The organism is Streptomyces sp. NPDC059695, from assembly GCF_042733785.1.
GTDB lineage: Bacteria > Actinomycetota > Actinomycetes > Streptomycetales > Streptomycetaceae > Streptomyces.
Map to the genome: position 1 here is coordinate 103,746 of NZ_JBHWFF010000025.1, position 8,404 is coordinate 112,149.

Below are 8,404 nucleotides of genomic sequence, written 5' to 3' on the forward strand. Positions count from 1 at the left end.
GCGCTCCCCCAACTCCGCCTATCCCACTTCTCCCGAGCCGGGGGCGCCCCCCGCGTCCACCACGCCGGGGGGGGGGGGGGCCCGGGCGCCCCCCCCCCCCGGGGGGCCCCCCCGCCGTGCGTACCTGGTCAGGCCTCCGGCAGCTTCCCGGGCGCCGCGGCCGCTCCCTTGGCGAGCACCGCCGAGACCCCGAGGACCGTCCCGGCCCGGCCGGCCGGGGTGGTCTCCGTGAGGACGGTGCGCTCACCGAGGAACGCCGACGTCGTCCGGTCGAAGATCCACTGGGTCTGCTCGCCGTGTGCGGTACGGGCCACGGCGACGCCCTCGCGGCCGGCCGCGTCCTTCGCGGACGGCAGCACGGTCACCCCGGGGATCCGGGCCGCCGCCCCGTACAGCGCGGCGGTGACCTTCGGGGGGGCCCAGGTCTCGGCCAGCAGGGTCCCGATCGCGGTGAACGCCCGCTGGTCGGCGTCGCCCCCACCCGCGCGCGTCTGGTCCCGGACCAGGCGCAGCAGCACGTCCGGGTCCGTCGGCAGGGCCGCGACGTAGGCGTGGGTCGGGTTCGTGACGGAGGGCGGAGAGGTCGCCATCGTGGTCTTCCGGGGCGTGGCCCCGGGACCGTCCAGCTCGTACACGGGCGCCTCCGAGCCGAGTTCCGTGTCGGCGGCACCGGGCTCGCGGAGCAGCCCCGGACGGCTGCCGTCGGCGGAGAGCCACACCTCGCGCCGGTGCGCGGGCGGAAGCGTCGCGGGGCCGCCGGACGCGTCGCGTCCCGCGTGGGCGACGAGGCTCCTGACGTAGACGTACGCACCGGGGCGGACGTCCGGCGCGGGCGCGGCGGCGGCGGCGAGCGCGGCACCGGCCAGGATCCGCACGGCCTCGGGCGAGGCGGAGGGCCCGGCCGAGACGCGGTCGGGGGACCCGGTGGGACCGTCCGGGGGCGCGAGCACGGCGACACCGGCGACGACCGCGCAGGCGGCCATCGGCGCGACGATCCAGCCGAGCCGGAGCCCCTGGCGCGGCCGGCGCGCACGCACCGGCCGGCCGGCCGGGCCGTCCCCGGTGGCCAGGGCGGTCCGCAGGACGGTGTGCCTGAGGTGCCGGCTCTCCTCGGCCGTCAGATCGGGGACCGGAGGCGGGGGCAGCAGCTCGGTGAGCTCGGCACGCAGGAGGTCGTCCGCGTCGGTGTGCGGGCGGGGGGCGGAGGTGTTCATGCCTGGGTCTCCTGGGTCGGTCGGGGCGCGAGGGCCGGGCGGACGGTCGAGCGGGTGACGACGGCGCCAGGTGCGGCGAGGGGCCGGGGGAGGGGACCGGCGGCGGGACCCGGGTGGTCCGGAGCGAGGTGGCCCGGAGCCGGGTCCCCCACCCGGTCCGGGCCTGCCGTCCCGTCCGGCGCGCGGTCCCCGGCCGAGCGGAGGGCCGCGGCGGAGGACCGGTCACGGCGCCGTCCCGCGCGCAGCTCCGCCTCGGCGAGCTTCCGGAGCCGTTCACGGGCCCGGGACAGCCGCGAGCGGACGGTGCCGACCGGGACTCCCAGCGCCTCCCCGGCCGAGGCGTAGTCCAGGCCCGCCCACACCACGAGCGTGAAGACCTCGCGCTCGCGCCGCTTGAGCCTGCCGAGCGCGACGCGGGCGGCGCGGATCTGCTCCCCGTCCGTCATCCGGGCGAGGACGTCGTCGGCGAAGTCGGGCACGACCCCGCGCTCGGGGATCCTGGCGAGCGCGGCGTCGCGCCGGCGCGCCTCGCGGGCGGCGCCGCGCATGATGTTGGTGGCGATGCCCAGCAGCCACGGGCGCAGGCTGCCGCCGTCGGCGTGCACCTTCCCGCGGCAGCGCCAGGCCTCCAGGAAGACGGAGGACACGACGTCCTCCGCGGCCGCCCGGTCCCCGCACACCCGGTAGGCGTAGTGGTACAGCACGCGTGCGTGCTCGTCGTACGCCTCTCCGAGCGCCGCGGGGTCCCCGGCGCGGAAACGATCTCTCATTGGTGATTCCACACTCAGTACTGGGCGGCGCCTCGCCGGGGTTCCCGTGACCTGGACCACACGGCGAGCGCCTCAGCCGCCGTACGTCGCCTGCGCGTCCCCCAGGACCTCGGCGAAGTCCGCCGCCAGCCGCACCGCGTCGGCGGGCGCGAGCCGCGCCGTGGTGATCCGTACGGCCGGCGGGGCGGCGATACGGAACCGCGCCCCGGCCGCGACCCACCAGCCCTGCGTCCGCAGGCCGTTGACCACCGCCGACTCGTCCCGCACCGGCACCCACACGTTCAGGCCGCTGGCCCCGACCGCACGGATCCCGTGCGCGCCGAGCGCGCCGATCAGCGCCGTACGCCGCTGCGCGTACGCCTCCTCGCCCGCGGCCACCAGCCCCCGGACGGTCTCGTCGGCGAACAGGACGGCCACAGTCTCCTGCAGGACGTGACTGACCCAGCCCGAGGTCATCACCATCCGGCGGTCGTGCCGCGCCAGCGTCACCGCGTCGCACGCGACCCCGGCCCAGCGCAGGTCGATGCCCAGGTGCTTCGACACGGTCCGCACCTGCGCCCACCGGTCGAGCCCCGCGGCCGCGAGCGTGTGCGCCGAGGCGCCGCCGACCTCCGCGTTGTGGTCGTCCTCGACGACGAGCACCTCGGGGAACCCCCGGAGCACCGCCACCAGTTCGTCCCGACGCGCGCGCGTGAAGAACGCGCCCGTCGGGCACTGGCCCCGCGGGCTGCACACCACCGCGCGCACCCCGCCGCGCAGCGCGGCCCGCAGCGACTCCGGTACGAGCCCCTCCTCGTCCACGGCCACCGGCACGGCCCGCAGTCCCAACGCGGGCACGAGGTCGAGGACATGGTGGAACCCGGGATCCTCCACCGCCACGGCGTCCCCGGGCCGCAGCTCCGTCGAGAGGAGCCGCGCGATGCAGTCCAGGGCGCCGTGCGCGAAGGTCACGTGCGCGGCGGACACCCCGTCCCGCTCGAACCACGTCCTGGTCAGCTCCTCCAGGTGCGCGAGCCGGGGCGCGGCGCGGTGGGAGCCGTAGACGGGGTCGACGGCCGCCGGGGGCCGCAGTACGGGGAGGAAGGCCGGGTCCGGGAACCCGGCGGACAGGTCCACCAGACCCGGGGGCACGCGCGGGGGGCGCCGCGAGGGCGCCGACGGCACCTCCGCCACCACGGTCCCGCCCCGGCCCATGGTGACGATCAGCCCCCGTTGCCGCAGCTCCTTGTAGGCCGTGGCGACGGTCCCCGGACTCACCCCCAGCTCGTCGGCGAGCCGCCGCACCGGCGGCAGGGCGTCGCCCGGGGCGAGCCCGCCCTCGGACACGCCCCGCTCCACGGACGCGGCAATCCCCTTGGCCGTCGCCCCCTCGATCGCATATTGTGCTGCCACGTAATCAATTATGTATCAATACAAAGCAGTTCGCAAGGGGGAGCCATGAGCCGCAGCACCACCCGACCCGACCGACCGCCCTTCAAGGAACGCATCCCCGGCGGCCCCGACGGCCGCCGCATGCTCCTCATCGGCTTCATCGACAAGTGCGGCACCGGACTCTGGTCCACGGCCATGGCCCTCTACTTCACCTACGTCACCGGCCTCGGCCTCGGCCAGGTCGGCCTCCTCATCGCCCTCTCCGGAGCCGCCGGCATCGCCGGAGCCCCGCTCGGCGGCCTGCTCGCCGACCGCTTCCCCCTCGTCCGCGTCATCATCTGCACCCAACTCCTGCGCGCCGCGGCCCTCCTCGCCCTCCTCACCACCGACGACTACCTCCTGCTCGTCCTCTTCTCCGCCGCCGGCGCCCTCCCCGACCGCGCCACCAACGTCCTCACCAAGCTCTACGCCGCCCGCGTCGCCGGTCCCGACCGCGTCCGCTACCAGGCCATCAACCGCACCACCTCCAACATCGGCTGGACCCTCGGCGGACTCGGCGCCGCCGCCGCGCTCGCCGTCGGCTCCACCACCGCCTTCCACCTCCTCCTCGTGGGCGACGCGCTGTCCTACCTCGTGATGGCCGCCCTCACCCTCCGCTGCGCCGAACCCCCCGCCCCCGCGGCCTCCCGCATCGCCGCGGCCTCCACCGACCCGGCCCCCACGACCCGGCCGTCCAACCCCTGGCGCGACCGCGGCTTCCTCGCCTTCACCACCGGAGAGGCCGTCTTCTTCCTCCACGACTCGATCCTCCAGGTCGCCCTGCCGCTCTGGATCGTCCACGCCACCGACGCCCCCGTCGGCCTCGCACCCCTCCTGATGGTGATCAACAGCGCCCTCGTCGTCCTCTTCCAGGTCCCGCTCTCCCGCTTCGGCACCACCACCGACGCCGCCCGGCGCCTCTTCGGCCCCCTCGCCGGCCTCTTCGCCATCGGCACGCTCGCCCTCGCCGCCTCCGCCCTGGACGGCCGCACCCTCGCGATCACCGCGCTGGTCACAGCCGCCGTCGCCCTCACCTTCGCCGAGATGATCCACACCATCGTGTCCTGGGAGATCTCCGTGGCCCTCGCCCCCGACGACGCCCAGGGCGCCTACCTCGGAGTCCACGGCCTCGCCCAGTCCACCCAGCGCTTCGCGGGCCCCCTCCTCATGACCGGCCTCGTCTCCGCCGGCCCCCTCGCCTGGCCCTTCCTCGGCGCCGTCCTGGTCGCCACCACCGCCGCCCAGAACGGGCTCGTCCGCCGACGCCTCACCCGGCCGTCACTGTCAGTGGCGAAGGTTACGGTGAGTGAGCACTGATCGGAGCGTCACCAGGGGGAGTCATGACACGCACCGGAACCACCACCGCACACCTCCGCCGCGCCCTGCGCCGCGAAGTCCCCAGCACCGTCGGCCTCCTCGCCGACGAGCGGGACTTCGCCGCCATGCGCCGGTACCGCACCTTCGCCTTCGACGACCACACCACCTACCTCCGCCAGGTCGAGGCCCTCCTCAGGACCCTCGCCACCCAGGGCGGCCACACCACCGTCACCCTCTTCGACCCCGAGGAGTACGCCGCCTGGTGCGCCGAGACCGGCACCGACCCCGACCACCCCACGAGCCGCAGCCACTTCACCGCCCACCTCGCCACCACCGGCGCCCGCGTCACCTACACCGGCCAGCCCCTCACCACCCTCCTCCCCGAACTGGTCGACACCGCCGTCCGCCAGGCCACCTGGGAGTACGCCACCACCGTCCTCGCCACCGCGGGCGACTGCGCCGGCTGCGGCAAGGACATCGGCAAGGCGGCCTACGAGCGGGCGGCCCGCCTGCTCACCCGGCTCCTCGAAGCCGCGGGCCCGGGCACCCACCACCTCGTCTGCAGCGTCCAGGCCACCGACGACCCCCTCCTCGCCGTCCTCCACACCCACGGCACCACGCCTCCGGACGAAGCCGCGGGACCGGAGTTCACCGCCGTCCTCGCCGCCGGCATCGCCCTCGCCGCACCCGGCGGAGTCGTCCTGCGCACCACCGCCCCCGGCACCCCCGACCGGCTCCACGGCTGGCGCCTCGCGGAGAGCACCCTGACCCCCCTCACCGAGGCCGAGGTCTTCGCCGCCTACTGCACCGACGCCCGCACCGGCGAACCCCTCTCCCCGGAACCGGGCGTCGAGTACCGCGCCGGCCACCCCCTCGCCCCCGACCCCGACGACGACTGGACCACCCACCACTGAACCCGGACACGAGGAAGGGGCTCCCCGCCACCAGGTGACGGAAAGCCCCTTCATCGAGCACCTCGGGGGATCACTCCCCGGACAGCACCGCCTGCGCGGCCAGCCGCGCCTCGTGCGCCGTGTCCGCGGCACGCGCCGCGGCCGCGGCCCGCTCGCACTGCGCCAGCGTGTACTTGGCGAGCGTCGCCCGCACGTACGGGATCGACGCCGCACCCATCGACAGGGAGGTGACGCCCAGACCGGTCAGCACACACGCGAGCAGCGGATCCGAGGCGGCCTCGCCACAGACACCACAGCTCTTGCCCTCGGCCTTCGCCGCCTCGGCGGACAGCGCCACCAGGTCGAGCAGCGCCGGCTGCCACGGGTCCTGGAGCCGCGACACCGCACCGACCTGACGGTCGGCCGCGAAGGTGTACTGCGCCAGGTCGTTGGTGCCCAGCGAGAGGAACTCGACCTCCTGCAGGATCGAGCGCGCCCGCAGCGCGGCCGAGGGAATCTCGACCATCGCACCGAACTTCGCCCGCAGCCCCGCCTCACGGCACGCGTCGGCGAACGCCTTCGCGTCCGTACGGTCGGCCACCATCGGAGCCATGACCTCGAGGTACACCGGCAGCCCCTCGGCCGCCTTCGCCAGCGCGGTCAGCTGCGTGCGCAGCACCTCCGGGTGGTCGAGCAGCGACCGCAGACCCCGCACACCGAGCGCCGGGTTCGGCTCGTCCACCGGCGTCAGGAAGTCCAGCGGCTTGTCGGCGCCCGCGTCGAGCACCCGCACGACCACACGGCCCTCGGGGAACGCCTCCAGCACCTTGCGGTACGCCTCGACCTGCTTCTCCTCGGACGGCGCCGTCTTGCTGTCGTCCAGGAAGAGGAACTCCGTACGGAACAGACCGACGCCCTCGGCACCGGCCTCCACCGCCGCCGGAACGTCCGCGGGACCGCCGACGTTCGCGAGCAGCGGCACCTTGTGACCGTCGGAGGTCGCGCCCGGACCGCTGGACGTGGCCAGCGCGGCCTTGCGCTCGGCGGCCGCCTTCGTCAGCTCCGCCTTCTTCTCCTCGCTCGGATCCACGAAGAGCTCACCGGTCGAACCGTCGACCGCGATGAGCGTGCCCTCGGCCAGCTCACCCGCACCCGGCAGCGCCACGATGGCCGGCACGCCCAGCGCCCGCGCGAGGATCGCGCTGTGGCTGGTCGGACCGCCCTCCTCCGTGACGAACCCGAGCACCAGCGCCGGGTCGAGCAGCGCCGTGTCGGCGGGAGCCAGATCCCGCGCGATCAGGACGTACGGCTCGTCGCTGTCCGGAACACCCGGCATCGGCACGCCCAGCAGCCGCGCCACGATCCGGTTCCGCACGTCGTCCAGGTCCGCGACCCGGCCCGCCATGTACTCGCCGGCCCCGGCGAGCAGCTCGCGATAGTGCGAGAAGGCGTCGTAGATACCGCGCTCGGCCGTGCTGCCGACCGCGATCCGGCGGTCGACGTCGGCGATGAGCTCCGGGTCCTGGGCGATCATCGCCTGGGCCTCCAGCACCGCCTGGGCCTCACCACCGGCCAGGTTGCCCCGGGCATTGAGGTCCGCGGCCACAGCCTCCACGGCCTGACGGGCGCGCCCCTGTTCGCGCTCCGCCTCGTCCGCGGGGATCTGCTTGGCCGGCGGCTCCAGGACCGCCGTACCCATGTGCCGGACCTCGCCGATCGCCACTCCGTGGCTGACGCCGACGCCTCGCAGCGTTGTCTCCATCTCACCCGTCTCCGATTGAGCGACGGCCCCGGCCGCCGCGTTGAATGTCGAACTCGCGGTCGTCACGAGGACGGACCGGCTCAGTTCCAGCCGAAGAGCACGTCGTCGGCCTTCACGTCGCCGGACTCGACGAGGTCCGAGAGCGAGTCGGCGGCGGCCTCCAGGGCCACCACGGGACAGATGGGGGACTTGCCGGCGGCCTCGACCGCGGCGGGGTTCCAACGGACGACGGCCTGTCCGCGCGTCACCCGGTCACCCTTGTTGGCGAGCAGCTCGAAGCCCTCGCCGTTGAGCTGGACGGTGTCGATGCCCAGGTGCGTCAGCACACCGTGTCCTTCGTCGTCCACGACGACGAAGGCGTGCGGGTGCATGGAGACGATGACCCCGTCGAGAGGGGAGACGGCCTCCGAGGGCTCACGTACGGGATCGATGGCGGTACCGGGACCGACCATCGCACCGGCGAAGACCGGGTCGGGAACTGCGGCGAGACCGATGGCGCGTCCAGCAAGCGGCGACGTCACGGTTGTCATGGGAAGCCTCCCAGGGGCGGAGATTGTGTGGCGCCGTCACTACCTGTCCTGGACGGCGTACTGTTCTGAAGCGTATGTCATAGGAAGTCCCGGTTCCGCACGAGACGTACCCGTTGGTCGGAGCTAGGGACTACCGGAAACGATTTGCCTCTACTGACGGTGGGATGTACTGTCGTACTTCTGCCTGACCCCAACGCGGCCTTGAGTCGCGGGTCGGCAGCACCTATCAAGCCAGATCCTAACCCCAGTGGTCTACACCTCTGCGTGCTCGCAGGGAACGTGGTCAGGGGGACCGAGAAAGCCTGGTAATGTTCAACCCCGCCGGGAACGGAAAACGCGAAAAGCGAATTCCTGCCCCAGCAGCCCGCTCCAGCGGGTGGCAGAAACGGAAATCGGATCTGCTAAGCTGGAAGACGAAGGAAGCGCCCGGAGGGCCTGGAAACAGGAACGAAGGAAGCGTCCGCACCTTGAGAACTCAACAGCGTGCCAAAAATCAACGCCAGATTAG

The 8,404-nt window shown here is 73.9% G+C and carries 7 protein-coding genes; 2 read left to right on the forward strand and 5 right to left on the reverse strand.

Annotation, left to right across the window (positions count from 1 at the left end; genetic code table 11):
- Positions 1-128: 128 nt before the first annotated feature.
- The 3 genes from ACFV2S_RS27865 to ACFV2S_RS27875 form a co-directional block, all read right to left on the reverse strand.
- Positions 129-1,214: a CU044_5270 family protein gene (locus ACFV2S_RS27865; RefSeq protein WP_385564600.1), complete on the reverse strand. Its 1,086-nt coding sequence runs from the start codon at positions 1,212-1,214 to the stop codon at positions 129-131.
- On the reverse strand, positions 1,211-1,984 hold the full coding sequence (locus ACFV2S_RS27870) for an RNA polymerase sigma factor (RefSeq protein ID WP_385564603.1): 774 nt from the start codon (positions 1,982-1,984) through the stop codon (positions 1,211-1,213). The genes ACFV2S_RS27865 and ACFV2S_RS27870 overlap by 4 nt, the downstream gene beginning before the upstream one ends.
- A 72-nt stretch (positions 1,985-2,056) precedes the next feature.
- Positions 2,057-3,376 carry an aminotransferase class I/II-fold pyridoxal phosphate-dependent enzyme gene (locus tag ACFV2S_RS27875; RefSeq protein ID WP_385564605.1) on the reverse strand — a complete coding sequence of 440 codons (1,320 nt, stop codon included), beginning with the start codon at positions 3,374-3,376 and terminating at the stop codon, positions 2,057-2,059.
- Between the two features lie 45 nt (positions 3,377-3,421).
- Between ACFV2S_RS27875 and ACFV2S_RS27880 the strand changes: the two genes are divergently transcribed.
- Entirely contained in the window at positions 3,422-4,711 is a 1,290-nt protein-coding gene (locus ACFV2S_RS27880; RefSeq protein WP_385564608.1) for an MFS transporter, read from the forward strand.
- 23 nt (positions 4,712-4,734) lie between these two features.
- Positions 4,735-5,625 carry a hypothetical protein gene (locus ACFV2S_RS27885; protein WP_385564611.1) on the forward strand — a complete coding sequence of 297 codons (891 nt, stop codon included), beginning with the start codon at positions 4,735-4,737 and terminating at the stop codon, positions 5,623-5,625.
- A 70-nt stretch (positions 5,626-5,695) separates the two neighbouring features.
- Here ACFV2S_RS27885 and ptsP read toward each other — a convergent pair whose 3' ends face one another.
- A complete protein-coding gene (ptsP, locus tag ACFV2S_RS27890) occupies positions 5,696-7,366 on the reverse strand; it encodes a phosphoenolpyruvate--protein phosphotransferase (RefSeq protein ID WP_383792647.1) in 1,671 nt (556 codons plus the stop codon).
- 80 nt (positions 7,367-7,446) lie between these two features.
- Entirely contained in the window at positions 7,447-7,896 is a 450-nt protein-coding gene (locus tag ACFV2S_RS27895; RefSeq protein WP_383792643.1) for a PTS glucose transporter subunit IIA, read from the reverse strand.
- Positions 7,897-8,404: the final 508 nt, after the last annotated feature.

What these genes read in the sequence shown, in the direction of transcription:
- ACFV2S_RS27865 (WP_385564600.1), bottom strand. Translation starts at nt 1,214, where the DNA reads ATGAACACCTCCGCCCCCCGCCCGCACACCGACGCGGACGACCTCCTG.
- ACFV2S_RS27870 (WP_385564603.1), bottom strand. Translation starts at nt 1,984, where the DNA reads ATGAGAGATCGTTTCCGCGCCGGGGACCCCGCGGCGCTCGGAGAGGCG.
- ACFV2S_RS27880 (WP_385564608.1), top strand. Translation starts at nt 3,422, where the DNA reads ATGAGCCGCAGCACCACCCGACCCGACCGACCGCCCTTCAAGGAACGC.
- ACFV2S_RS27885 (WP_385564611.1), top strand. Translation starts at nt 4,735, where the DNA reads ATGACACGCACCGGAACCACCACCGCACACCTCCGCCGCGCCCTGCGC.
- ptsP (WP_383792647.1), bottom strand. Translation starts at nt 7,366, where the DNA reads ATGGAGACAACGCTGCGAGGCGTCGGCGTCAGCCACGGAGTGGCGATC.
- ACFV2S_RS27895 (WP_383792643.1), bottom strand. Translation starts at nt 7,896, where the DNA reads ATGACAACCGTGACGTCGCCGCTTGCTGGACGCGCCATCGGTCTCGCC.